At 40.2% G+C, this 23,863-nt stretch carries 28 protein-coding genes and 2 pseudogenes; 17 read left to right on the top strand and 13 right to left on the bottom strand.

Annotated features, from left to right (window positions below; translation table 11 throughout):
- The first annotated feature begins 41 nt into the window (after positions 1-41).
- Together LC090_RS04410 and LC090_RS04405 are read left to right on the top strand one after the other, a co-directional pair.
- Complete coding sequence (locus tag LC090_RS04410) at positions 42-200, top strand: Fur-regulated basic protein FbpA (RefSeq protein ID WP_098444902.1); 159 nt, start codon at positions 42-44, stop codon at positions 198-200.
- Positions 201-331: 131 nt separating this feature from the next.
- A complete protein-coding gene (locus tag LC090_RS04405) occupies positions 332-604 on the top strand; it encodes an HU family DNA-binding protein (RefSeq protein ID WP_226655630.1) in 273 nt (90 codons plus the stop codon).
- A gap of 150 nt (positions 605-754) precedes the next feature.
- On the opposite strand, the gene LC090_RS22110 is transcribed toward LC090_RS04405, so the two are convergent.
- The 3 genes from LC090_RS22110 to LC090_RS04390 all read right to left on the bottom strand — a co-directional run bounded on the left by LC090_RS22110 (position 755) and on the right by LC090_RS04390 (position 2,347).
- Entirely contained in the window at positions 755-1,399 is a 645-nt protein-coding gene (locus LC090_RS22110; RefSeq protein WP_226655629.1) for an MOSC domain-containing protein, read from the bottom strand.
- Positions 1,400-1,499: 100 nt separating this feature from the next.
- The gene (locus LC090_RS04395) at positions 1,500-1,619 is read right to left on the bottom strand and encodes an FbpB family small basic protein (RefSeq protein ID WP_370314259.1); all 120 of its coding nucleotides are present in this window, start codon (positions 1,617-1,619) and stop codon (positions 1,500-1,502) included.
- 113 nt (positions 1,620-1,732) lie between these two features.
- Positions 1,733-2,347, bottom strand: a complete 615-nt coding sequence (locus LC090_RS04390; protein WP_226655628.1) for a TetR/AcrR family transcriptional regulator — start codon at positions 2,345-2,347, stop codon at positions 1,733-1,735.
- Between the two features lie 147 nt (positions 2,348-2,494).
- Here LC090_RS04390 and LC090_RS04385 point away from each other — a divergent pair, with 147 nt between their 5' ends.
- The 7 genes from LC090_RS04385 (at position 2,495) to LC090_RS04355 (ending at position 10,505) form a co-directional block, all read left to right on the top strand.
- Complete coding sequence (locus LC090_RS04385; RefSeq protein WP_226655627.1) at positions 2,495-3,382, top strand: ABC transporter ATP-binding protein; 888 nt, start codon at positions 2,495-2,497, stop codon at positions 3,380-3,382.
- A complete protein-coding gene (locus LC090_RS04380; RefSeq protein ID WP_226655626.1) occupies positions 3,379-4,185 on the top strand; it encodes an ABC transporter permease subunit in 807 nt (268 codons plus the stop codon). Before LC090_RS04385 ends, LC090_RS04380 begins: the two co-directional genes overlap by 4 nt.
- A gap of 27 nt (positions 4,186-4,212) precedes the next feature.
- Positions 4,213-4,674 carry an NUDIX hydrolase gene (locus LC090_RS04375; RefSeq protein ID WP_226655624.1) on the top strand — a complete coding sequence of 154 codons (462 nt, stop codon included), beginning with the start codon at positions 4,213-4,215 and terminating at the stop codon, positions 4,672-4,674.
- Between the two features lie 131 nt (positions 4,675-4,805).
- A complete protein-coding gene (locus tag LC090_RS04370; protein WP_425590623.1) occupies positions 4,806-6,914 on the top strand; it encodes a hypothetical protein in 2,109 nt (702 codons plus the stop codon).
- Positions 6,915-6,932: 18 nt separating this feature from the next.
- Positions 6,933-8,873, top strand: coding sequence for a beta-propeller fold lactonase family protein (locus LC090_RS04365; RefSeq protein WP_226656578.1), 1,941 nt, complete (start codon positions 6,933-6,935; stop codon positions 8,871-8,873).
- A 171-nt stretch (positions 8,874-9,044) separates the two neighbouring features.
- Positions 9,045-10,169, top strand: a complete 1,125-nt coding sequence (locus LC090_RS04360) for a hypothetical protein (RefSeq protein WP_226656575.1) — start codon at positions 9,045-9,047, stop codon at positions 10,167-10,169.
- 174 nt (positions 10,170-10,343) lie between these two features.
- Entirely contained in the window at positions 10,344-10,505 is a 162-nt protein-coding gene (locus tag LC090_RS04355; protein ID WP_226655620.1) for a DUF4021 domain-containing protein, read from the top strand.
- Positions 10,506-10,542: 37 nt separating this feature from the next.
- Here LC090_RS04355 and LC090_RS04350 read toward each other — a convergent pair whose 3' ends face one another.
- Complete coding sequence (locus LC090_RS04350) at positions 10,543-10,710, bottom strand: hypothetical protein (RefSeq protein WP_226655619.1); 168 nt, start codon at positions 10,708-10,710, stop codon at positions 10,543-10,545.
- Positions 10,711-10,873: 163 nt separating this feature from the next.
- Between LC090_RS04350 and LC090_RS04345 the strand changes: the two genes are divergently transcribed.
- From LC090_RS04345 to LC090_RS04335, 3 genes are read left to right on the top strand one after another with little or no spacing between them, the layout of a single operon-like run.
- The gene (locus LC090_RS04345; protein WP_226655618.1) at positions 10,874-11,614 is read left to right on the top strand and encodes an IclR family transcriptional regulator; all 741 of its coding nucleotides are present in this window, start codon (positions 10,874-10,876) and stop codon (positions 11,612-11,614) included.
- Between the two features lie 12 nt (positions 11,615-11,626).
- Complete coding sequence (locus tag LC090_RS04340) at positions 11,627-12,814, top strand: MFS transporter (protein WP_226655617.1); 1,188 nt, start codon at positions 11,627-11,629, stop codon at positions 12,812-12,814.
- Between the two features lie 16 nt (positions 12,815-12,830).
- The gene (locus LC090_RS04335; protein WP_226655616.1) at positions 12,831-13,286 is read left to right on the top strand and encodes a heme-binding protein; all 456 of its coding nucleotides are present in this window, start codon (positions 12,831-12,833) and stop codon (positions 13,284-13,286) included.
- A gap of 165 nt (positions 13,287-13,451) precedes the next feature.
- Here the strand turns inward: LC090_RS04335 and LC090_RS04330 are convergent, their stop codons facing one another.
- From LC090_RS04330 to LC090_RS04310, 5 genes and pseudogenes are all read right to left on the bottom strand, one after another.
- Positions 13,452-14,057 carry an FMN-binding negative transcriptional regulator gene (locus tag LC090_RS04330; protein ID WP_226656573.1) on the bottom strand — a complete coding sequence of 202 codons (606 nt, stop codon included), beginning with the start codon at positions 14,055-14,057 and terminating at the stop codon, positions 13,452-13,454.
- Positions 14,058-14,090: 33 nt separating this feature from the next.
- Positions 14,091-14,198: pseudogene (locus tag LC090_RS04325) on the bottom strand (GNAT family N-acetyltransferase); the annotation flags it as partial.
- Positions 14,199-14,598: 400 nt separating this feature from the next.
- Positions 14,599-14,871, bottom strand: coding sequence for a phosphocarrier protein HPr (locus LC090_RS04320; RefSeq protein WP_226655614.1), 273 nt, complete (start codon positions 14,869-14,871; stop codon positions 14,599-14,601).
- Between the two features lie 24 nt (positions 14,872-14,895).
- Positions 14,896-15,843, bottom strand: a complete 948-nt coding sequence (gene manA / locus LC090_RS04315) for a mannose-6-phosphate isomerase, class I (RefSeq protein WP_226655612.1) — start codon at positions 15,841-15,843, stop codon at positions 14,896-14,898.
- A gap of 207 nt (positions 15,844-16,050) precedes the next feature.
- Positions 16,051-16,428, bottom strand: a complete 378-nt coding sequence (locus LC090_RS04310) for a winged helix-turn-helix transcriptional regulator (protein ID WP_226655610.1) — start codon at positions 16,426-16,428, stop codon at positions 16,051-16,053.
- A gap of 273 nt (positions 16,429-16,701) precedes the next feature.
- Between LC090_RS04310 and LC090_RS04305 the strand changes: the two genes are divergently transcribed.
- Positions 16,702-17,721, top strand: coding sequence for a zinc-binding alcohol dehydrogenase family protein (locus tag LC090_RS04305; protein ID WP_226656571.1), 1,020 nt, complete (start codon positions 16,702-16,704; stop codon positions 17,719-17,721).
- Positions 17,722-17,812: 91 nt separating this feature from the next.
- The gene (locus LC090_RS04300) at positions 17,813-18,673 is read left to right on the top strand and encodes an SDR family oxidoreductase (RefSeq protein WP_226655608.1); all 861 of its coding nucleotides are present in this window, start codon (positions 17,813-17,815) and stop codon (positions 18,671-18,673) included.
- Between the two features lie 59 nt (positions 18,674-18,732).
- Here LC090_RS04300 and LC090_RS04295 read toward each other — a convergent pair.
- Positions 18,733-18,867 (bottom strand): annotated as a pseudogene (locus LC090_RS04295) (YitT family protein); the annotation flags it as partial.
- Between the two features lie 277 nt (positions 18,868-19,144).
- Here LC090_RS04295 and LC090_RS04290 point away from each other — a divergent pair.
- Complete coding sequence (locus LC090_RS04290) at positions 19,145-19,441, top strand: hypothetical protein (protein ID WP_165997797.1); 297 nt, start codon at positions 19,145-19,147, stop codon at positions 19,439-19,441.
- 65 nt (positions 19,442-19,506) lie between these two features.
- Here LC090_RS04290 and LC090_RS04285 read toward each other — a convergent pair whose 3' ends face one another.
- Entirely contained in the window at positions 19,507-20,229 is a 723-nt protein-coding gene (locus LC090_RS04285) for a YebC/PmpR family DNA-binding transcriptional regulator (protein ID WP_226655606.1), read from the bottom strand.
- 191 nt (positions 20,230-20,420) lie between these two features.
- On the opposite strand from LC090_RS04285, the gene LC090_RS04280 reads away from it, so the two are divergent.
- The gene (locus LC090_RS04280) at positions 20,421-21,437 is read left to right on the top strand and encodes a P1 family peptidase (protein ID WP_226656569.1); all 1,017 of its coding nucleotides are present in this window, start codon (positions 20,421-20,423) and stop codon (positions 21,435-21,437) included.
- A gap of 37 nt (positions 21,438-21,474) precedes the next feature.
- Here LC090_RS04280 and LC090_RS04275 read toward each other — a convergent pair whose 3' ends face one another.
- Complete coding sequence (locus LC090_RS04275) at positions 21,475-22,236, bottom strand: SDR family NAD(P)-dependent oxidoreductase (RefSeq protein WP_226655604.1); 762 nt, start codon at positions 22,234-22,236, stop codon at positions 21,475-21,477.
- 96 nt (positions 22,237-22,332) lie between these two features.
- Here LC090_RS04275 and LC090_RS04270 point away from each other — a divergent pair, with 96 nt between their 5' ends.
- Positions 22,333-22,701 carry a MerR family transcriptional regulator gene (locus LC090_RS04270; protein WP_226655602.1) on the top strand — a complete coding sequence of 123 codons (369 nt, stop codon included), beginning with the start codon at positions 22,333-22,335 and terminating at the stop codon, positions 22,699-22,701.
- Between the two features lie 42 nt (positions 22,702-22,743).
- Here LC090_RS04270 and LC090_RS04265 read toward each other — a convergent pair whose 3' ends face one another.
- Positions 22,744-23,850, bottom strand: coding sequence for a glycerate kinase family protein (locus LC090_RS04265; RefSeq protein ID WP_226655600.1), 1,107 nt, complete (start codon positions 23,848-23,850; stop codon positions 22,744-22,746).
- Between the last annotated feature and the right edge of the window lie 13 nt (positions 23,851-23,863).

Here is a 23,863-nt window from a genome sequence, read left to right as displayed (position 1 = left end):
AGGACATACTGGGAATAACAATTTTTAAGGAGGGTGTGCTGATGGAGACCAATCAGCTCAGAAAAGCATTAGAGCAGCGGAGAAATTATTACATTTCAAAGCTTATTGAGGCAGGAGCCTATTCCACCGCTGACCACCATCTGTATCACTGTACACTTACGGATCTTGAAAAAGAGTACAAACAACTATCCAACTATTAATATCTTAGATCAACCTGAGATTCGATTAGAATCTCTTTTTTATTTTCTTTAATACGTATAAAACAGATGTAGACTGGTAAAAATGGTGACATAGCATGAAAAACTAGCAAAATTAGAAAGGATGATACACGATGAATAAAGCGGAACTTCTCACTACTGTTGCAGAACGGGCCGAGATGTCAAAGAAAGATACTGCAAGAGTGGTAGACACATTAATGGATACGATCGCTGAAGCACTTGCTAAAGGAGAAAAGGTTCAGCTTGTTGGATTTGGTAACTTTGAAGTGAGAGAACGCTCGGCTCGTAAAGGGCGCAACCCTCAGACTGGTGAAGAGATTCATATTCAAGCTTCCAAGACGCCTGCTTTTAAACCCGGGAAAGCATTAAAAGAAAAGGTTGTTTAACATTATCAGAGCTGGATCCATTTGGTTCCAGCTTTTTAAATGAGGAGAAATCGATGGAGGTTATGCAAATAGTCAAATATACCGTTACATTTCTTACGATCATTATGCTGATTATTTTTTACTACCGTATGGCTAAGAAATAAAAGCGCGCTAATTGAGCGCGCTTAGCTGCTTGCTTAATTTATCATACCAGCTCTCATTAAGCTCTTTCGCAAGTAGCGCTTTCTCAAGTCCTTCACGATCGGTTCGATCCTTATACGTCACTCGGTTAATCAAGGCAACTGTTACATCATGATCAGGTCGATGTTCAAGGATAATGTCATCTTGAACGGTCACGTGCCCCTCTTCTAATACTCGCAAATAATACCCGCTATAACCATTTTCCATTACAAATAAATGCATATTCTCAACTTCAAACTTCTTAGCAAGCTTAAAACAAGGCTGTCTCGGTAAACTAACCTGAACTTTTATGCCGCCGATTTGATAAATATCCCCAATCCGAGCTTCTTTCTCATCTAGACCGGATACTGTAAAGTTCTCACCGAATGCGCCTACCTCCAATTCACGTCCAAGGTTCTTTTCCCAGTACTCATAATGTTCGATGGGGTAAACACAAATTGCTTTTTCAGATCCACCGTGATGAACAAGATCCGCTTGACCATCACCTTCAACTTGAACATGTGAGACGTAAACCGATTCACGAACAGGCTGTTTGTAGATAGCTGTTGAAATCGGCTTTCCTTTGTAAGTCGTTTCAACGGGTTTACCAACATTTACGCTGATTAATTTCGCCACAGAAATCCCCTCCTTTCCTTAGTTTAGCATAAGAAATGACTTTCAATAGAGGTTCATTAAAACACAAAAAAACAGCCGCTTGCCGGCTGTTTTCTTTCATTTATACGTGTCGATTATCAATTCGTTTTTCTATTTCAGCAAGTTCTTTTTCATTTTTAAGAAGTTCTGCTTTATTTTGATCAACGAGCTGTTTAAAAGTTAATTTTTTCAGCTTTTTCAACAAAATTCACCAACTTTCCCTCTGTATGAGTTCATTATACAACAGGAGTACGTTAGATAAGTTAACAAACTATTAAAATTTTGTGAAAATTTACACACATTTCAGTTTATGAATCATGATTCAGATTTATTCCTACTGGATACAGAACCACCGCTTAAACCATAAAAAAAGAGTTGCAGAACATCATCTAGAAAATCTTTTCGCTCTGACCAGGTTTTAGCTGGAACTCGCTGTACCTCTGTTTTTAATGCATTAAGGTAAAACATAATCGCTTCCATTGAAAGTGACGCATTAATTTCTCCTCGCTCACGTGCCTTTTCAAGGAGCTGAACGAACAGGGGAAGAGTTTGCGTACGGTAGAAATGGTCGACATACTCTTTCAATTCTTCATCCGCCGTAAGCATTTCTTGAAGTAGCGATGGATCCAGACTTTGAACAGCTTTATGTTTCTCAAAAACAATAAACTCAATCAGTTCAGCGAACGAATGCTCTTTCTGCATTAATTCTTTAAATGCCCCAAACTGTTGATGCATGTAATCCTTCAGCACCGCTCGAACGAGTTCTTCCTTACTAGTAAAATGATTGTAAATCGTCACTTGAGAAACATCTGCATGCTTCGCAATATCACTAATTTTCACCTTTTTAACGCCTTCTTTATTAAATAGCCCAAAAGCAGCGTCCATAATATTTTTACGCTTTTGTTGTTTTCGCAATTCAAATCCATTCATTTTCATCACCACTCTTAGTATAGCATTTATTGAACTATTAATTAAATTTGAGTTCAGTAAATATTGATTAATTTGTTGCAGTCATTTATGATGAAAATGAAATATATATTAAGTAATAGTTCAAAATTTGACTGAGGGGGAACCTCAATGATTGAATTAAACGGCTTAACTAAAAAATTTTCAAATGGAAAAGGGATTTTTGATGTTACATTCTCCATTCCAAAAGGAGAAGTATTCGGATTTCTCGGGCCAAACGGGGCCGGTAAATCAACAACGATCCGTCACTTAATGGGATTCATAAAACCGTCAAAAGGAAAAGCAACGATCGACGGGATGGATACATGGAAAGATGCGGCTAAGATCCAAGAAAAGATTGGTTACTTACCTGGTGAGATCTCTTTTCTGGATGGCATGAACGGGATGGCTTTTCTTAATCTTGTAGGGGGAATGAGAGGAATGAAGCAAACTTCCTATCGCGACGAGCTTATCCATCGACTACAGTTCGATGTAAAAACCCCGATCCGGAAAATGTCAAAGGGAATGAAGCAGAAAGTCGGTATCGTGGCTGCTTTTATGCATGAACCAGAAGTGATCATACTCGATGAACCCACCTCCGGTCTGGATCCACTCATGCAACGGATATTCATTGAAATCGTGATGGAACAAAAAGAAAAAGGCACTACATTTTTAATGTCCTCTCATAGCTTTTCAGAAATTGAACGCACGTGTGATCGAGCCGCCATTATTAAAGATGGCAAAATTGTTGTTGTTGAAAATATCCATGATCTTCAACAAAAACAGCGTCGTCTTTTTGATGTGACATTTGCGAGTGAGGAAGAAGCTAAGCGCATAAAGCAAAGTCCTCTCGACGTTGTGTCAACCACTGATAACCGCGCAGAAATTGCTGTTCAAGGAGACTACAATCAATTTATTCGTGCGTTAGGAGATTACCAGGTTCGAAACATTGATATTCATGAACAGAACCTTGAAGAAGTCTTTCTGAATTACTATAACAAGGAGGCGGACCCATCATGAACATGACCTTATATGCAAAAATGTTAAAGGTTCATGCGAAATCGATTTCGAGCTATGCGATTGGTTCTGCTCTATATCTTCTTTTGATCATCGGTATTTATCCATCAATCGCAGATGCGCCTGGACTAAATGATTTAATGGAATCTATGCCAGAAAGCTTCCTGGCTGCCTTTGGGATGGAAGGTGGATTTCAGCATGTAAGTGACTTTATTGCAGGTGAATATTATGGGTTACTATACGTTGTGATTTTGTCGATTTTTTGTTTAATGACTGCCTCCCAACTAATGGCCCGTCACATTGATCGTGGTTCGATGGCTTATATTCTCGCTACGCCGAACTCTCGAAAGAAAATCGCCATCACTCAAGCCATTGTCTTAATCACAGGGCTTCTGATTATCGGAATAACAACTGCACTTGCAGGAGTGATTGGCACAGAAGTATTAATTGAGGATAAACCATTTGAAGCCATGACGTTTTTGAATGTGAACCTTGTCGGAATTCTATTATTCTACGTCATATCAGGCTACTCCTTCCTCTTCTCATCCTTGTTAAATGATGAGAGACAGGCACTTGGACTTTCCGGGTTACTGACGATCGTTTTCTACGGGATGGACTTAATCGGAAAAATGAGTGATAAGTTCGATTGGATGGTTCACCTTTCTCTCTTTTCAACCTTTCGCCCCGTTGAAATTGCGAGAGGTACTGTCGACGTCTGGCCTATGATCACGTTCCTTTTCTTGCTAGGTACGGTCCTCTACGGAGTGGCCATTCTTGTCTTCTCAAAAAGAGATCTTCCATTATAATAGGAAAGAAGATAAGGAGTGATCGACATGAATTATGTGAAAGAACTGCGCGAGCTCGTTGGGCAACGGCCACTTATTTTGGTTGGGGCTGTCGCACTTATTCTGAACGAAAAAGATGAAATCCTTCTTCAACAGCGGAACGAACGAAGGAAACGATGGGGATTGCCTGGAGGATTGATGGAGCCAGGTGAATCAACCGAGGAAACCGCGATAAGAGAGTCCCTTGAAGAAACGGGGTTAGCCATTCGGAACCTCATACTTTTCAAGCTTTATTCTGGCAAGGAATTTTTCACGAAAGCGGATAACGGAGATGAATTCTATTCCGTCACCACCGCTTATGTTACGAATGAATACGATGGAGAACTCACTTTATCAAAGGAAAGTCTAGCATTTGATACTTTCTCTTCTACAAATCTGCCTGATCAGATGGTTGGCAGCCATAGAAGAATGATCATGGATTACTTCAATACCAAGCACGAGTTATCTTGAAGCGATGGGACGCCCCCATTGCTTCTTTTTCATTTCCTTGCACCGATCGAAAACATGATTTTCTTCTCCAATTCTCCTCTTATTAAAGGGTTTACATATAACATCTCTTTCTTTATACTAAACTAGTGATAATGATTATCATTACTACTCAAAAGGGGTTGCACAGCGTGATACATAAAAAACAGACGATCTCTGCTCTTCTCGCTTCTACACTATTGATTGCTGGGTGTTCGTCCAATACAAGCGAAGAATCAAGTGGGACTACAAAAGAAGAAACCAAACCAGCTTATCATGTTGAAGTAGCTGACTACAATTTTGATACATTCGGCAACATGTTTGCTTATGCGGAGTTTGAACTATCAGGCGAACCGCTTGCTGAAAGCCTTGGCCTTGATCTTGATGTTCTTGATTCAAAGAATGTCGATAGTCCTACGCCATTCGATTATACAGCCGGCATTGAATCGTATGAGTATTCCGAGGAAGCGATGTATGAAGTTGTAGAAAAATCAGGACTCGGCATACATCTTATAAATGGACCAGTTATAAAAGCCTCTGCAAAAGAAACGAATCAAAAACCAGAAGAATGGCTTTCAGAACGGTTTCTTTCACTAGCTGACTCAGTCGGTTATCCACAGGAAGAGATTTTCCGAAATATGTATCCGACAACGATTGAATATTCAAGTGGCGATCCCCATTATGCTGAACAAGTCGATACAGAAGAATACGCATCTGGTGATGATAATACATACGTGCCGAATTATCAGGTGAACTTTGACTCTCTTCGCTGGGACCGCGAAGGAATGGATAAAATCTTGACGCCTTCGGCTTACGGCGCAACATTCTTAAAGCAAGCGCTATGGGCTGGAGATTTTCTTGGCGGGTTCCATACGATTGATGGAGATGAAGAACTTGCAGGTGAAACGGCGAAAGATGACGATGATAACACTATTGCTCTTGGTGTCAGTTCCGCTGATGGCATGCAGGGGATGATCTTAACGGATGAAATCTGGAATAAGATCAATTTTATCAATGACCAATTATTCTATGACTCTAGCAAAGAAAAACAAGCTGCTAACGTTAGGAACTATGATCCATCGAACGGTTTCATCTACTTACCACACCAGGTAAGCGTTACAGAAAGCAGTGATGGTGTAGCTCCTGATGCAGGCAGTCTCGAAGTAACCGATTCACGCTCTCTATTGGAAGATCAATGGGCGATGCTTTGGCCAACGTCTGAATTTTTTGGTATGACGGATCAGCGTTCAGAAAACAAACAGGTTGCCCCTTCATTCCAGGCACTGTTTGACGGAGAACCGTTTACTTCGGCACCTAAGGAAAACCTTGATGCCGATCCTAGTAATGATGTCGATTCAAATGATGCTTATACCGTGAATCGTGATATTATGCTCGCAGTCTTTCATAATATCGACGCCATGCATTTTAATCAAGAAGCCGGCACCTTTGTAAGTGAAAACAACGGTCAAGAACAAGGGCAGACGGTGCACACGTTTGATGCAGGCTATACAGTTGAATCCCTTCGTATTTTCCAACGCGCCATTGATGGCCTTCCAGTTGGATATGCGAGCGGAGAAGATGCGGAAGGGTTAGGAACGGATGAAGGTAAACGAGCGATTGAGATGATGAAAAAGCAAGCCGAGTTCATTATGAATGAGCTTATTCTAGATTCAGGACTTGCAGCAGAAAGTTATGACCTCAATGAAAAGAAAGCAAGTAACAACACGACCCTTGAGGCTAACCTTGGTGCGATTCGCGGCTTAACAGCAGCTTACCTTGCAACAGATGATGCGAAATACCGTGACGCAGCGAGACAGCTATACGTCACGATGGATAATGAACTATGGAATGATGAAGCAAACGCCTACTATACATCTGATGATACGATGTCATACAGCCCCAAAACAGCTGGTGCCGTTTCAGCCGTTTTGAGAAACGCCTTACTAACACTTACGAACACTGGCTCAGATCAGGAGACTCCTGAGAATCTCGAGCGTGAAATGATCACCCAACGCTATACTGACTTCTACAATCAAGTCATTGACGGTCCAGCCCTTGATCAAGGAATGCAGGCAAGCGAGTTCTGGGATACGGGTGACTTCTATAAGAAGGATGATGATTCAGGTAATACGGACGGCGACATGGTTCCCCAAATTCAAGCAGGCCACGGAGAAAATGGGATTTCCCCAGTCCTCGTACCGGTGGAAATTAGCAAATCAAACTAAATTAGGGTGTTTATGATGATGAAAAAGCTCCTCTTCTCCCTTCTTTTCCTTCTGATCCTCACTGCGTGCAGTGAGGATCCTAAAGTGATAAGGGAACAATCAAGTGCAAGTACAAATACGCTTCTTGCTAAAAATGGCGACGTTCTTTATATTGCCAATATTGATGTTAATACCGTTTCCATAGTCGATCCTAAGACAAAAGAAGTGAAAGATGAAATACCAGTAGGCAAAGAGCCAAGGCAGCTCGCTCTAAGTCCTGATGAAAAAACACTTTATGTTAGCACAATGTACAGCAATCAAATTGACGTCATCGATCTTCAGAAAAAGAAAGTAACCGATTCGATCCCTACAGAGAACGAACCGTTCGGCTTAGTGACAAGCGCTGATGGTGCTACGCTCTATGTAGCCAATTACCGATCCTCTTCTGTATCTGTTATTAATTTACAAGAAAAGAAAACGACAAAAACGATTCAGGTCGATGAACGTCCACGCACGCTTACGATGACTAAAGATGGGAAAAAGATGTATGTGCCTCACTATTTGTCAGGAAAAATAAGCGTCATTGACATACAGAAAAATACGGTCTCCTCTGTTATTGAACTTGCGAATTCACCAGATCAGAACGATCCTAAAGTTAGTCAGGGAATCCCAAATAAGTTGGAGAATTTCATCATATCCCCTGATGGGAAAACCGCCTGGGTACCTCATCTTGTAACTAATGTAGATACGCCAATTAACTTTGAAGAAACCGTCTTCCCTGCCATCTCTGTTATTGATCTTGAAACAGATAAAGAGCTAGTCGATCAACGGAAAGAGCTTTTTGAAGAAATCAATGTGGTAGATGTAGATAATGAAACGCTCATTGTGTCGAATCCTTACGATGTTGCTTTTGATCCAGAAGGAAAGAAAGCATACGCCATTATGGCTGGTAGTGAAGATCTTGTTGTTTTCGATCTTACTCGTGGCGGCAATGCGACTCAGGTATTGCGACGAATTCCCGGTGATAACCCACGTGGAATTGCTATTGCGCCAGATGGAAGTAACCTATATGTGCACAATGCGATGAGCCATGACCTTACCACGATTGAAACAGGTGGGGATAGTGCTTATGCTCGTGCAAAACTAGTCGATGAAAATCTCCCATTAATTAAAGAAGATTCCCTCTCCCCTCTTGTAAGAGAAGGAAAGCAGATTTTCTATAGCGGAAACAGTGATGATTATGCAACAGATATTACTGGAAACAATTGGATGAGCTGCGCTTCGTGTCATGCTGACGGTGAGATTAACGGCTTAACTTTAACGACTCCGAAAGGTCTCCGAAATGTGCCAAGTAATGTGAAAGCGACCGAAACTGGCCTGTTCCTTTGGGATGGGAGTCGAGATGATTTTACAGATTATATTTTAACAATACAGGGAGAAATGGGCGGTATGCTTGATTACGATGCTGGAGAAGAACTTCCTAATGATGTGCAGCACATGTATGATGCGCTCTTCGCTTACCTGGATCAGCCAGATTCATTCCCTGTTCCCAAAAGTCCTTATCGTTCAGATAATGGGAACTTAACCGATCAAGCTCAGCTTGGAAAAGAACTTTTTGAAGGGGCCGGCAACTGTCTCTCCTGTCATAGCGGATCGCAATTTACAAATAGTGCGAGTGCTCTTAACGCAGACGGAAAGCTATCAACTGACAACACCGATTTCCTTTATGATATTGGAACAGCGAATGAAACGGACCAATCATCTGACGGAGATGCAAGAGCCCATTTCCAAAATCCTAGAACGCCTGCTCAGTTTGATGTTCCAACATTACTTGGCGTCTGGGCAACAGCGCCATATTTACATGATGGAAGTGCGAAAACGATCGATGAAGCCATCGAACGCCATGAATATGAAGCAAAGCCTCAATTGGCAGAGGGCGAAGTTGCCGCAATCGCTGAATATGTACGCTCCATTGACTAGCAATAAAAGCTGTTGTCCCTCATAGGGCAGTAGCTTTTTTACAATTAAACTAGTACTGATTACCTCATTTTTCCTTTTCATTGTCTCATTTCATACTGTATTCCTATTCCTATGTTAGAATGAGAAGGTCGTTTTGACAAAACTATGAATCTCAATAACTTACATAAGGATGTGAAGATCTTGAGGAAACTATTCCTTTTTCTTCTCGTTGCTTTAGTCGCTTTGGTTACCGCATGTTCGAATTCGGCATCCACAAACGAGCAATCTGACGAAAAAACAGATCAGCAAGCAACGAATGAAGATGAAAGTAAAGAAACCGAAAAAAAGCCTGAACAAAAGGATGAAGAAAAAGAAGTGGCTCAACCATTTGAACCGCTCGCTCCATCTGAAGATGCGAAACCGCTTAAAGAAACCATGACCGAAGAAGAATTAGCGAAAATGCCTGTCGTTGAAGCGCACGGGGAAGATCGCACAAGAAAGACACCTGTTGGCGAAACGTTAATGGATGGTACTACCGATGAAACGGATGGGATTCTAAAAGATTACCGACTCGTTGCTTATTATGGACAACCGAACTCCACTCAAATGGGAATACTCGGTGAGATGGAACCTGAAGCCCTGATGACGAAATTAAAAGAACAAACGCAAGCTTATTCTGATGCGGATCCAGACCGTCCAGCGATTCCAACGATTGAGTTAATCACAACAATTGCTCAGCGTGATCCGGGTCCAAATGGAAAGTACTATCACATGACCTCTGAAGAGGATATTGATGAATACGCAGCACTTGCCAAAAAACATAATGCCATTCTCATGCTAGATGTTCAGCTAGGTCGCGATACAGCTCTTCATCAAGTGAAGCTTTTGGAAAAATGGTTAAAGCTCCCTTACGTGCATGTCGCAATTGACACTGAGTTCCACGTCAAAGAAGGCCAAACGCCTGGCATTGATCTTGGAAGTGTGGATGGCAGCGAAGTACAAGAAGTTGTTGACTATGTTTCAAGTTTTGTAGAAGAAAATGACTTACCCGATAAAATCGTGCTCGTTCACCAGTTTACGGATAAAGCCGTAACAAATAAGCAAGTCATCAAACCAACTGAAAATGTAGAGGTTGCCCTAAACTTTGATGGCTATGGTGATTACGGAACGAAAATGTCGCTTTACCGTAAATTTGTTCGAAATGAGCCAGTTCAGTACGGTGGTTTTAAAGTTTTCTATAATAAAGATAAACCGGTTCTGACACCTGCTGAAGTACTTCAGCTTGATCCTAATCCGGCGATCATAAATTACCAATAACCCGTCTCCGTCTTTTTAAAAAGCGCTTTCCCCTTTATTTAAGGGTAAGGCGCTTTTTGTACATTTAAAAGCCTCTAAGCATAAGATCACCTTCGCTATTTAAAAACGACTTGTTTGTTTATTCATGCATACTTTTACCACAATTAGCCAACCTATTCATTGGAGGTGAATACCATGGACAAAAAGTCACAAAAGAAAGATGAAATAAATCAAAACAATAAGAACAAATTCACAAATGAATTTGGAGCAGATCTAGATGAACAAGCAATGAATGGCGATTACGGCATGCTAGAAACTGAGGAAGAAGATCGAGCAAACAAAAAAGAGAAGAAATAGTAAGTGCCACCTTGTCCATTGATAAGGTGGCCTTCGTTTATGGAAAAGACGCTACTCGCTTTGTACTCGTCCCATTACAGTCGTATTGATCATTAGACAAGCGTTTATCTTTTTTCAAGATCACTTCTACTACAAATTCATGATCGTGATAAGGGTTAATGGCATTTATATTCGTCTCGAATACAAATAACGCGATTTTCTCCACATTGTTTTGATCTGCATCATCTTCCCCCTTTCATGACTTAAACCTAATCAATAGATGAATCCTACCGTTCTTTTAAGTTTCAAATAACGAAACATCCTTTCATTATTTGATCTTCTTTTCATATCGCACTAAGATGAATCATGTGCAAAGGAGGCACGGACTCATGAGTCAATATGAAGTTTCAACGTTGAAAAAAGGTTTACAGATTCTTGATCTGCTTATAGAAAATCATGGATTAACATTTGCTGAAGTGATGCATCACTTCAACTGGAACAAAACAACGACGTTTCGTTTGCTTTATACACTGGAGAATATGAACTATATCGTTAAAAGAGGAAGTCACTACCACATTGCTGAGAAGATAGACGGTGCTAAACAGGAACATGATCCACATGTCGATTGGCTTTCCGTTCCACCGCTTCATGCCCTTAGCCAGGAACTTGGAGAAACCGTCTATATCGGGATTCTTGACGGTACCGATGTCGTCACAACTCAAATCGTGAATGGGACGCATACAATGCGGATTCACACTCATGTAGGTGATCGTGATCTTGCTCATGGAAGCGCACTTGGAAAAGCGATTTTAGCTTTTCTTGATGGAAATAGGAAACAAAGGTTTCTTCGTCAGCTTCAGTTAAAAAAAAGCACAGAGAATACCTTCGATGATGAACAGCTCTTTCTTTATCATCTAAAAGCGATTCAAGATCAAGGCTTTGCCGTTGATGATGAAGAAACAGAAATTGGCTTACGGTGTATTGCAGCGCCGATTTATCGTAATGGAGAGGTGGTTGCTTCAGTTGGGCTATCTGCTCCAACAAGTCGGATGCCAAAACAGCAGGACAAGACATTCAGTAAGAAAGTAGTAACATGCAGCAAGAAAATATCTCAACTTTTAGAAGCATAAGGAGGATCTATCATGAAGTCGATGTCAACTAAAGCCATGATTGGTCTACTATCATTGGGCGTTAGTGCTTTTGCCATCGGAACAACAGAATTCGTGATCGTCGGATTACTTCAAACAGTAGCCGATGATCTCAGCATATCCGTTACAAAAGCGGGCACGCTTGTCTCCGGATATGCAGCGGCTATTGCGATTGGAACGCCAATCGTTACGACGCTCACTAGTAAACTACCAAAAAAAGGTCTTCTGATGATCTTAATGATGATTTTCATTTTAGGCAACGGTTTATCGAGTCTTTCTCATTCATACGAACTATTACTTTTCTCACGTATCATAACGGCGGTGGCGCACGGTGTGTTCTTTGCCATTGCAGCAACGGTCGCTACGGAAATTGTACCTGAAAACAAAAAAGGTTCAGCGATATCCATTATGTTTACCGGTCTTACAGTCGCTACGATTGTTGGCGTACCTTTTGGAACATTTGTTGGTCAAGTATTTGGCTGGAGAGCCACTTTCTTAGCCGTTGCCGTGTTAGGACTCATTGGCCTACTCGTTAATTTATTCGCCATTGAACGAATCAAGCGTGAACGGAGTGCACCTACCTTGAAAGATGTGGGTCAACTTATCATAAATTATAGAATTTTACTTGCGCTGCTTATGACATCACTCGGTTTTGGAGGAACGTTCGCTCTCTTTACTTATCTTTCTCCTATCTTAGAAAATGTGAGCGGAATTTCCTCAGATATGATCGTTTGGATGCTTCTGATCTACGGCATAGCCGTTGCAGTTGGAAACATCATTGGAGGAAAACTATCAAACAATCATCCTGTAAAAGCCCTTCGCTTTGTTTTTTTCTTTCAAATGATTGTTCTACTCCTTCAGATGGTTTTATTACCAAACAAGGCACTGAGCTATTTATCCGTGGTCATTCTCGGATTATTTGCCTTCATGTCATCACCTGGGGTTCAGGCATACATCGTGACCCTCGCTGAAAAATTAGTTCCTTCAGCGAAAGACATTGCCTCAGCGCTAAATATTTCTGCATTTAATGTAGGAATTGCAGGCGGGTCAGCTCTCGGAGCACTTGCCGTTGATTATATGACTTACCTTGATACAGCATGGATCGGAGCCGTTATGGTCCTGATTGCCTTCTTACTTGCCGTACTCAATTATAAACTCGACAAAAAACAAAATTTATTTTAAAAGGAGTATCGATAACATGAATACAGAACAACTACTCAAACTTGAAGAAGAATTGGTCTTCACTCAATTTACAAATGAAGATGCATTACAGCTTGGAATTGAGCTAGTAAACTACGCAAAAGAGAATGGGAAGTCAGTTGCTGTCCATATTGAACGCAACCGCGTTCCCCTCTTCACTCACTTAATGGAGGGGACGTCAGAAGAAAACGTGAAATGGCTGTACCGCAAGAAAAATGTGGTCGACCATTATAACCGCAGTACGCAATTTATTGCTGCCCGCTTTGAAGAAAGTGGCCTTACTCATCATGACCACTCGCTTCTATCAGTGGAGGAATATCAAGCGGTAGGTGGCTCCCTTCCAATCCGTATAAATAATGTTGGCGTTATTGGAACTGTGACGGTAGCTGGACTAACACCTCAAATGGACCATGATTATGCGGTAGCAGGAGTTAAACGCTTTTTAAGTAAATAAGAAATTATTTTGCACAACTACCTCCCCCTTTTACAATGAAAGGGGGAATTTAGTTAGGGGTTTCAAAAGTTTTTTGCTTCATCAGCATTTATTCGCTCCGAGATTGTCAAAGATATAAATATAACCTATCCCTCACTCATCTAATGAATATCTTTATTTGCATTATTAAAGATTTTTCTTCATAAGCGATGCTATTTGTACATTATCCTTTTGAGAAGTTTTTTCTAGATGCTTAATAATTAATGTTTGCCGTTCCTTAGAATGATTTTGACTTAATTTAGCTTTTGCTTCAACTTTACTAATTTTGATTTTGAACGCTACAATTCCTTTACTCATTCCTTCGATGAAACTAGGTTCGATATCATTTAAATTGTATGGACTATCAGGAGTTTCATATTTAGTTACCAGGTCATTCAACGTTTCGAGTATGACCTTTCGTTCTTGAACAACTTTTACCTTTCCATATAAATGGATAGCTACATAATTCCAAGTAGGTACTGCTTTAGTTGTTTCATACCAAGTTGGTGAAATATAACAGTGAGGACCTTGAAAAACCGCAAGGACTTGTTGCTTTTCAATATCCTTCCACTGTCCGTTCGCACGTGCAAAATGACCATATAATGCCTTTTCAGATTTATTTAAAATTAGTGGAAGATGAGTAGCGCAAGGTTCTCCATTATGATAAGAAAATAAGGTTGCAAATCCATTTTTTTCAATAAAATCATAAATTACTTCATCATCATCTATATTAAAATGTTCAGGTATATACATCATCATCCACCTTTCAAAAAGTGATCTGAGACTTTAGGTCATTATTAAATCCGTTTGTTCTTCATCCCCTAAAAAGAGTGAGTTGTTTTCATTCTTTTTCCATACACCTAGCCAGATCCATGATTTATTACTTTCCAAAGCATGCCTTTTACTAAGTTATCTCGAAACTGAGTCTGCCAGATAACTGCCCTATTCCCTGGAGTAGAATTAAAGTAGAAGGTCTTTTGACTTTTCGTTAACAGGAATCTTATCTTCAATTACTGAACATTGCTGAAGCCAAAATCAATCTATTTATATTTGCACTTTTCACCAATAATACGGACTATTTTATCCTCAAATCGAACCAACTGAAAGATGCTTTACAAATATTAACTGAGCAAGGGGGCATTACTTGAACTAGACTTAACATGTTGTCCGAAAAAGATTCTCACCTTGAGAAACTCCCATCTAGAAATACGATCAACCATTTCATCTGGTTGACCATATTTCTAGATTTTGTATTTAGAGACTGACCTTTTTTAAATAGTCAGTCTCTCAGTGTTTATCTTATTTTTCCTAGCCCCTCACTTTTCATAACTTCCTCCATAGCGATCAACGCCTCTTCTTCATCATCACCTTCAGCAGAAATTGTAATTTCCGCTCCATGAAAAATACCGAGCGACATCACGCCCATAATGGATTTTAAATTTGCAGCTTTTTCATTGATTTGAATTTTGATTTCTGAGTTAAATTGTCCTGCCTTATTCACCAACTGTGTAGCTGGGCGTGCATGAATTCCAGAAGTTTCTATGATTTCGAACGATTTTTCTAACATATACATACTCCTCATCTTAAATATTTAGCAATATGACGCAATCATCTCTAGATTTCCCTTCACTTCAAAACTCCCTAGTTTCGATGGAAGGAGAAAATGATTTCCTTTTTTAATTTTATATAGTTCATGATCGACTTGCAGTGTTCCTTCACCACTAATTACGCTTACTAATTGAAAAGGCTTGGTTTGTTCTCGTTTCAGTTTGCCATCAACTGACCATTTTTGAACAGTGAAAAAGTTGTTCTCTACGAATGTGATGACTTCAGCACCTTCTACGCGCTCTATCTTACTTGAGCAATTATGGTCTGTATGTGGTACTTTCGTTACATCAATAGCTTTCTTTAAATGAAGTTCGCGTAAATTTCCTTGTGAATCTTTTCGATCATAATCGTATAAACGGTATGTTGTATCAGAATTTTGTTGTGTTTCTAATACTAATGTTCCTTTACAAAGGGCATGAATCGTACCGCTCTCAACATAGTAAAAATCACCTGGCTTAATTTTCACTCTGCGGAGTAGGTCGTCCCATTGATTATTTTGGATCATCGCGTTAAGTTCCTCTTTTGAAGACGCATTATGTCCGTAAATCATCTCAGCATCTTCATCACAGTCAATAATATACCAGCACTCTGTTTTTCCAAGTTCACCGTTTTCATATTTTACACCATACTCATCGTCTGGATGAACTTGCACAGATAAATCAGCATTAGCATCTAAAATTTTTATGAGTAAAGGAAATTTTTCTCCTTCTACGTTTCCAAATAGTTCTTTTTCACTTTCCCATAACTGTGTTAATGTTTTTCCTTTGTACTCGCCTTCACTTACGGTAGATGAGCCATTTTCATGAGCAGAAATTGCCCAGCACTCTCCTGTATTCGTAGAAGGAATTTCATAGTCAAATTCAGCTCTTAACTGTTCTCCGCCCCATACCCTTTCTTTAAAAATTGGATTAAAGAAAATAGGTTGTTTCAACGTTTCTTCACCTCACAATGATTAAAGTAATCGCTTCCAATAACAGCATAAATCGTAAAGGGTAAAATAACGCCATTTAGTTAGCGTATTCACAATAATAAACAAGAAAAAAAATAATCCGTGTATAAATACACAGATTATTACTTTCGAGAAAATGAGTAGATATCGCTAATGCAACTTAATATGGCATTGTTATTTCCATGATGATTATTCATCATCTTGTCGGTATTTTAATACTTTTTCTAAATTCTCCATTCCCCAATCACGCATCAAAACGACAATCGGCTCAAGAGTTTCACCAAACTCCGTAAGAGAATATTCCACTTTTGGAGGGACGACAGGATAAACCTCTCTGTTAACAATCCCATCGGATTCTAGCTCTCTAAGCTGCAGCGTTAACATTCTCTGCGTAATCCCAGTGTTTAACTTTTTTAATTCATTAAACCTCTTTTTACCATCAAGTAGATGATAAATAATGACACTTTTCCATTTTCCACCTATCACATCGACCGTTCCTTCTACAGGACAGGAATAACGATTTAAAAAGAGTTTATCAACCACTGTGCCTTTACTTTCCGAACTCATTTTCCACACCCCTTAGTATAAAAAATATCCTTTGTTACCTTATCGATGGTTATACTATATATGATACCACATGAATATTCTAGAGGAATTTATGTAGATTACAGAAGAAATAACTCATGCTTGTCTCTTAAGTATCAAAATTGATACTCCCCCACAAAAATGTGCGTACTTCTTTCTATCGAGAAAATATATTACGATGGATTTATTCATAAACGAAAAACTCTTACCTGGAGCTTCAATAAAAAGATAAAGGTGTGATACATTGTGAGCAAAATGAAAGCAATTGGTCTTTATGAACATTTACCAGTTAACCAGCAAGAAAGTTTATTGGACCTAGAAGTTGAAAAGCCAACACCATCTGGTCGAGATCTATTGGTGCGTGTCGAGGCTGTTGGAGTGAACCCAGTTGATTACAAAGTACGTGGTAATGGTGAGCCAGAACAAGAGCCCAAAATACTCGGATGGGATGTTGCAGGTGTTGTTGAAGAAGTAGGACCCGAAACAACGTTGTTTAAACCGGGTGATGAAGTATATTATGCTGGGGATATCACAAGACAAGGTGGAAACAGTGAGTTTCATTTGATTGATGAACGCATTGTAGGAAGTAAGCCAAAATCGTTATCATTCGCCCAGGCTGCAGCTCTCCCACTTACATCCATTACTGCTTATGAAGCATTATTTGATCGCTTGAATATTAGTTCCGACCCAAATCATAATAAAGACGAAGTCATTTTAATTATCGGTGCCGCTGGCGGAGTAGGTTCCATTGCTACACAGTTAGCTAAACGAAGCGGACTAACGGTCGTCGGAACAGCTTCACGCCCTGAAACCCAAGAATGGGTCATGAACTTAGGAGCGGATTATACGATTACCCACTATGAAGCGTTCACACCTCAACTGAAAAAGTTAGGTATTGATTCTGTAGAATATATTTTCTGTCTGAACGCCACAGAGAAACATTGGAATAACATGGCTGAATCTGTTGCTCCTCAAGGAAAAATTTGTTCCATTGTGGAAACAAATGAGCCAATTGACCTCACTCGCCTGCAAAGTAAAAGCGCAACTTTTGTATGGGAGCTTATGTTTACTCGCTCTATGTATCAAACAGAAGATATGATTGAGCAGCATAACCTCTTGAACGAAATTGGTAAGCTCATCGATCAAGGTGAACTTCAAACCACTTTAAACAAACGCCTTTCACCAATTAATGCCGAAAACTTGAAACAGGCACATCACTTACTTGAATCAGGCTCTTCTATCGGAAAAATCGTCGTTGAAAATTTTGAAGATTAATTTCTAGTTTAAGTCCTCTCCTTCAAAAATTTGGAGAGGGCTTATTATTAAATTTGATACTTAGGAACACGACTAATTGGAGGGAACGATTATGAAATACAATGTAACAGCAGCTACAGGTATGCTAGGAGCGCATATTACGAAAGAGCTAATGAAACTAGTTTCTAAGAATGAAGCTATCATAACTGTACGTAATCCTGAGAAAGCGAAGCAACTCTTTGGTGATGATGTGCAAATTCACAAAGCCGATTATACGATAGAGGAAGAAATGGTTGAGGCTTTTACTGGAACAGATGTCTTAATTTATATTCCCAGTTTTACTTTTCCGAGTGATATTAGAATTACTGAATTTGAAAAAGCCATCAATGCTGCTGAGAAAGCAAAGGTTAAGCAATTTATATTTGTGGGTTTCATGGCTGATCATGAAAATAGTCCGTTTAAGATGAGTCCATTCTTCTGCTATGTACCTCGTAGATTGGCTTCAAGCAATTTAGATTATACACTCATCCGAAATGCGATGTATGCGGATCCTTTACCACCTTTTTTACCAGAATTAATCGAACGCAAGAGATTACCTTATCCAGTGGAGAATGGCAGCATCAACTTTGTATCAAGATATGATATTGCTAGAGCGGTTGCCCAAATTGCAGTTCGTCAAAGTTTATATGGGGGAAAATACACGTTAACAGGTGACAAAGCTTATTCCATGGAAGAGCTAGCTTCCCTTTTAAGTGAAATCAGTGGGGAAACGATTCAATATCAACCAATGAGTGTCCAGGAATTTGCTAACACGTATGATGAGCCCAAAGGATTTGGTCCCGTTCTTACCTCTTTATATACTGCGGCTAGTCTTCATTTAATGGGTGAGACGACCAAAGATATCGAAACAATTACAGGGGAAGCACCTGAGGACCTTGCAACATTATTAAACGCAACTTTAAAAAATAGGTGATTCAAGAAATGTCTTAGCCAAATTTCATAAAAAGGAAGCCAATGAAATCAAAATTCAATAACCATCAGGAATATCGAACCCTCCAATATAACAAGAAGTGCGTCAAAAGGAGAAATACCTAACTTTGACTGAATTGTTAAAGCAATACCCAGTGTCAGAATTAAAATGCCTGTCATGTAATACATGGTTCTGATTGAGATACGCTTCCCTCGGTACCTTCTATTTAATAAAACTCAATGAGCTATGCGCTTCATCTTATCCACCCCTTTCTAAGATTTTTTCAATATCCGCTTATAATAACGTGGTTAATGAGATGTTTCAAGAAAGAACATTCAGTATCACTAACTAGTTCGAATCCAAATAAAATTTCTCCAAATCACTAAACTCATTAACCAACAATAAAAATTGGTTAAAGAAATCCAGGATAGCAAATACTAGGAATGAATTTACCGATTGGAAAGGAATTTAATTATGACATTTCCTGTTATCCATACAAACTTCTGGGACGCTGTTCTTGCGATCCCTTTAGTCATGATACTCACACAGCTAATCAAAATTTTCACGCCTATTCCTCGTACCTTCGTCCCTACGCTTGCAATTATTTTAGGACTTCTCATATCAGTCTTTTATAGCCATCGTCATCACCTTGTTGCCGGTTTGTTTATGGGGTACTTTTATGGATATGCGGCGATTGGAAACTATGCATCGTTAAAAACAACGCTTCTTGCATTAAAGAAGAAAAGAAGAAAAAAGGAACATTTTTCATAAGCGAATTTCGTGCCATTCTAAAAAAGGGGGCTTCCGATATCCGGAAGCCCCCTTTTTTGACTTTTTTATTCTTCACCAAGATCTACATTATGATAGACCTGCTGTACATCTTCCAACTCTTCTAGCACATCGATCATTTTCAAGAACTGCTCCTGATCTTCTCCAGAAAGCTCTACATCATTTTGTGCAAGCATCGTAAGTTCAGCTACGGTAAACTCAGTAATTCCTGTATTCTTAAATGCTTCCTGAACCGCATGAAACTGATCAGGCTCAGCATAGACGATAACAACCTCATCTTCTTCCATAATGTCGCGAACATCAAGATCCGCTTCCATTAACAGTTCAAGTACTTCGTCTGCTGATTTGCCTTCAATCCCGAATACAGCTGTGGAATCAAACATGTAAGCAACAGAACCGTTTACACCCATGTTCCCGCCATTTTTCCCAAAAGTAGATCGAACATCTGATGCAGTACGATTCACGTTGTTTGTTAACGTATCAACGATCACCATGGAACCGCTTGGACCAAACCCTTCGTAACGAAGCGTGTCGTAATTTTCATCTGCTCCGCCTTTGGCTTTTTCGATCGCACGGTCAATAATGGCTTTTGGTACATTGTACGTTTTCGCACGTTCTAGAACTAAGCGCAGTGCCTGGTTTGCTACTGGATCCGGTTCACCTTGCTTTGCCGCTACATAAATTTCACGCCCGAACTTTGCATAAATTCGACTTGTATTCGCATCCTTGGATGCTTTCTTTTCCTTAATGTTATTCCATTTACGACCCATTCTATCTCACTCTTTTCTACTAGTTATCTGTTCACACTTTCTCTCTACGTCTCTTCAATTATACCATATTTTACAGTTAACATTTGCTTTAGGGACTTGGATCAGCTAGAAATAATAGTAAACTAATAGAAAAAGGGAGTGATCATTTGAGTCAGAAAAGATTGCGAGATTACGGAGTAACAATTGGGGAAATGGAGCCTGGCGAAAAAAACGCCATTACCGATGTCGAGGGCGTAACGGTCGGCCATACTACTTTAAGTGATGGACAGGTTCAGACTGGCGTTACAGCCATCCTTCCACATCAAGGAAACCTTTTTCAGCAAAAATTAATTGCTTCGAGCTATGTTCTCAACGGGTTTGGTAAAACAATGGGCACCATCCAGCTTAATGAACTTGGTACGCTTGAAACACCCATTATTCTAACGAATACGTTAAGTATTGGAACGGCTGCAGATGCCGTGCTTGATTATATGCTAGATCAAAACCATGAAATTGGCGATACAACTGGAACGGTTAATCCGGTTATTGGCGAATGCAACGACATGTTTTTAAACGATATCCGAGGACGATACGTTCAAAAGCATCATGTTCATGAAGCGATCGCAAATGCTTCGACTACTTTTGAAGAAGGTTCCGTTGGGGCTGGAAGGGGTATGCTGTGCTACTCGTTAAAAGGCGGAATTGGAACGTCTTCTAGAAAAATAGAGCTTCAACACGGTAGCTATACCCTCGGCGTGCTTGTTGTAACAAACTTTGGTATCCTTCGTGATCTTCAAGTAAACGGAAAAAAAATAGGCAAAACGTTGAAAGAAGCATTGCTTCATTCCTGGGAAGAAAAAGACAAGGGATCCGTTATGGTGATTCTTGCTACTGATCTTCCCGTTTCAGAACGACAGCTTCATCGCATTATTAAACGCACGTCTACAGGGCTCTCTAGAACGGGCTCCATCATCACAACAGGTAGCGGTGAGATTATCGTTGGTTTTTCCACCGCTAAAAAAGTCGCCCATCAGTATGCACCGGAAACTCAAACACTAGAAACGATTCATGAGGAAGAAATCGATACTGCTTTTCGTGCAGTTGGTGAAGCGACAGAAGAAGCTATACTTAATTCTTTAGTAACGGCTACTCACGTGATTGGCCGTGATGGAAATGAAAGACCGACGTTAATGCATTTACTTCAGAAATTCAGTATGAAGCTTACATAAAAAACCCTCCTGTCATTATGACAGGAGGATTTTCATTTTATTTAGGATTACGCGTTACATACGGATAAATTGGATTTTTCAATTGAAACTCGTATGTGTTGCCATCAACGATGCCAACGACTTTATTGCTATCGTAAAGATCAAGCATAAAGTCTGCCATTTCCTTAGCTGTATGGAACTGCGGCACCGTCCCTTCATATTCGAAGTTATCTTCATCCCGTGCCCGGTTCGCAAATTCTGTTTCTGTTGCTGCAGGTGCCAATACTTTCGCCTGCATTTTTGCTCCCTGTTCTTGTAGCTCCTGAGCAAGTCCTTCTGTAAAGGCACTGACAAAGAATTTCGTCGCACAATACGTCACAGCATCAGCAACGATCGTGTACCCTCCGCCAGAGGAAACGTTAATCAACTGTGTTCCTTCCACATTGGCATAATCACGAACAAACAACGAAGAAAGAATCGTTAATGCTTCATTATTCAATCGAAGCATCGTTTCAATTTTCGGGAGCTTTTGTTCGCCGACTGGATCAAAATTACCGAAGCCAGCATTATTGATAAATGTTTCAATTTCAATATTTTCAAGACTTTCATAGAAAGCATAGACATTTTCGTTTAGTGATAAATCCGCTTCACGAATGATTACATCAAGTTCAGAATTAATCTTCTGTACTTCGCTTTTCAGCTCTTCCAATTTCTGAGTTCGACGCGCCGCAATCACAAGGTTTTTTCCGCGAGCCGCAAACGCGAGCGCTGCTTCATATCCAATACCTGAACTTGCTCCTGTAATAACAGTGTACTTCATGTTAATCCCTCCACTTATTCATTATGATACAATCTTATTGTAGACGTTTGAGTGCACTCTAAGTCAAACAATAACCAAAAAGTATGAGGTGATCGGATGTATTCAATCAGTGAAATAGCCGAAAAGGTAGATATAAGTGCCCATACTCTTCGCTATTACGAGAAAGAAGGGATTATTGATCCGATTCGTAACGATCAAGGCATTAGACAATTCGACGAACAGCATTTGAAGTGGTTGCAGTTCGTAAAGAAATTAAGAGAAACCCAAATGCCGGTCTCTCAAATCAAAGAATATACGCGGCTATTCCTTGAAGGAGAGCACACTGCGAATGCACGTCTTAGACTTCTCGAGGATCATCAGCAGTTTATTCGTGATCAGATTGAGACACTGCTCGCAACAGATGAAATGCTAACGAGGAAAATTTCAACATATAAAGAACTGATGGAGAAATCTTTGATGAAATAATGAAAAGTCCCATTCCTTAAAGGAATGGGACTTTTCGTTGCTTTAGCTACCTCTGCCACTACTCCAGATTCGCATCACTTGCTCCGCTGAAAAGGCCAGTTGAGACTTTGTAACGTCTGGGTTAAGCGCATGTTCTAATGAATGACACCCTTGCTGAATCGAAAGTACGCCCGATAATGTTTCATACAAGTTATCCACCGGTTCAACAACCTGCCCTGCTAATGCAAAGCATGAGACGTGGTGTTTTTTCGCAAGTTTTCCAACTCCTGACGGAACTTTCCCATAAGCGGTTTGATGATCGATTTGCCCTTCCCCAGTAAAAGCAATGTCAGCAACAGATAGCTTTTCTTCGACTTTTAACAATTCAAGCATCCACTCAATACCAGGTACATAAGTCGCCCCAAGAAAATAGAGTGCTCCTCCGATTCCTCCTGCCGCTCCTGCTCCTTTTTGAGAAGGAGGTAGAGAAAGAAGATCTGCTACTCTGTGGAGAGCATCATCATAACTCGGAATCTCTTCTTTCTTCATACCTTTTTGCGGTCCAAAAACAGCAGCAGCCCCTCTTTGACCTGCATAAGGGTTGTCCACATCCGTCACGATATAAAGATTAGCCTTAAGCTTAGTACTACTTTCATGGATAGAAGCAGTGTGAAGCAAAGGATTCTGGTGGAGAGGAAGTTCTTCACATGAATGATTGAAACATGTATATCCGAGGGCCTGTAGCATCCCGAGCCCTCCATCAGTGGTCCCCGTTCCTCCTAGGAAGACGTATATGTCTTTGGCGCCTTTTTCTTCAGCATCCTGGATTAGCTCACCAACACCATAGCTTGTTAAACGTGAAGGTTCTAAGTTGTCTGATGAAATCAAATGCAGCCCCACCGCTTCAGCCGATTCAATATAAGCAGCTTGCTTTGTTCGATAATAACGCGCGCTTCGTTTTTTTCCGTCTAGCTGATGGATCGACGCTGTTACAAAGTGTCCCGGCAATGTTTGGATCGCTTCCAATGACCCTTCTCCTCCGTCTGCTACCGGAATAACATCAACGACACTATCAGGGAACACTCGCTTAACACCTGACTTAACCGCCTCACCAGCATCCTTTGAGGATAAAGAACCTTTGAACGAGTCCATCGCAATCAAGACATTCATTTCTCCACCTCCT

It is taken from the genome of Guptibacillus hwajinpoensis (genome assembly GCF_020524165.1).
In the GTDB taxonomy this organism is placed as follows: Bacteria; Bacillota; Bacilli; order Bacillales; family Guptibacillaceae; genus Guptibacillus; species Guptibacillus hwajinpoensis_D.
The sequence above is the reverse complement of the archived record's forward strand: the minus strand, read 5'-3'. Positions and strand labels throughout refer to the sequence as shown.